This window comes from Streptococcus parasanguinis (assembly GCF_001578955.1).
GTDB lineage: Bacteria > Bacillota > Bacilli > Lactobacillales > Streptococcaceae > Streptococcus > Streptococcus parasanguinis_U.
Genome location: NZ_KQ969689.1, coordinates 538,492 through 539,710, shown reverse-complemented (window position 1 = coordinate 539,710; position 1,219 = coordinate 538,492). Strand labels below are relative to the sequence as shown.

Genomic DNA, 1,219 nt, shown 5'->3' with positions numbered 1-1,219 from the left:
CCCTGCACTATATCCTTTCGACGGATTCAGAAGGGATTATCCCCTTTTCAACCATTACGGCGAAAGATTTAAATGAGGTCAAAAAGATAGAGGGGATGGACTATTCTGGCTTGTCCATCCAACGGGCAACCGTCTCAAAAACAGAGGATTCCAACACTCTGGATATCACCTACTTCGCGACCGATCACAACGAAGAAGAGATCCTTAATCCAATTATGGAGGATACCGACCTCAAGATCTCCGACTTAAAGAAAAACGAGGTCATTCTGGACAGTTCTTTCAAAGAAGATGAAGGGATCCAAGTCGGCGACCAAGTGATCGACAAAACTTCTAAGCAAAAACTCAAGGTCGTGGCCTTTGCGAAAAATGCAAAATACGGCTATAGCGAGATTGGCTTTATCAGCTCGGATACCTACACAGGCATGCGGCAAAAAACAGATCCAAGCTATCAATGGCGAGCCCAAACCCTTGTGACCAAGAAAAGCATCACTTCTAGTGATCTAGCCAGCAACTTAATGGTGACGGATAAGAAGCAAGTGATCGATAAAATTCCTGGCTACAAGGCTCAAAATCTGACGCTACGGATGATTACGTGGGTTCTCTTGCTTGCTTCTTCTGCTATCCTTGGGGTCTTCTTCTATATCCTGACCCTGCAGAAGTTGAAACAGTTCGGCGTCTTGAAGGCCATTGGCATGTCCATGAGCCAGATTACCTATGTCCAACTATCCCAGCTCACCATTATCTCCCTCATAGGAGTGCTGCTGGGGCTTGGCTTGGCAACTATGATGGCGCCATTTTTACCTAATAGTGTCCCTTCCTTTATGACCCTGAAAGACAACCTCAACATCTCGGTTAGCTTTATCCTGACCTCTATTTTGTGTGGTGCCTTGTCCCTTGTCAAAATCAAAAAAGTAGATCCAATCGAAGTCATTGGTGGAAATGGAGAATAAGATGGCCATTATCGCATTAGAAAATATCAGAAAATCCTACGCCGATGGCAGCCAGATGCACCATGTCCTCAACCAGCTGAATTTAAGCGTAGAACCCAACGAATTTGTCGCCATCTTGGGCCCTTCAGGATCAGGCAAATCCACTCTCTTAGCTATCGCTGGCTTACTCTTATCAGCGGATGAGGGGCGGATTTCTATCGCTGGCCAAGATTTAACTAACCTCAACCAAGGCCAGTGGACGCAAAAACGGCTGGAATTGCTCGGCTTCA

Annotated in this window: 2 protein-coding genes; both read left to right on the top strand. The window is 45.9% G+C overall.

What is annotated here, in order from left to right:
- Positions 1-950, top strand: a 950-nt coding sequence (locus tag SPADD19_RS02515; RefSeq protein ID WP_164905822.1) for an ABC transporter permease, incomplete at its 5' end; no start/stop codon positions are given.
- A 1-nt stretch (position 951) separates the two neighbouring features.
- Positions 952-1,219, top strand: a 268-nt coding sequence (locus SPADD19_RS12480) for an ATP-binding cassette domain-containing protein (protein ID WP_241496428.1), incomplete at its 3' end; no start/stop codon positions are given.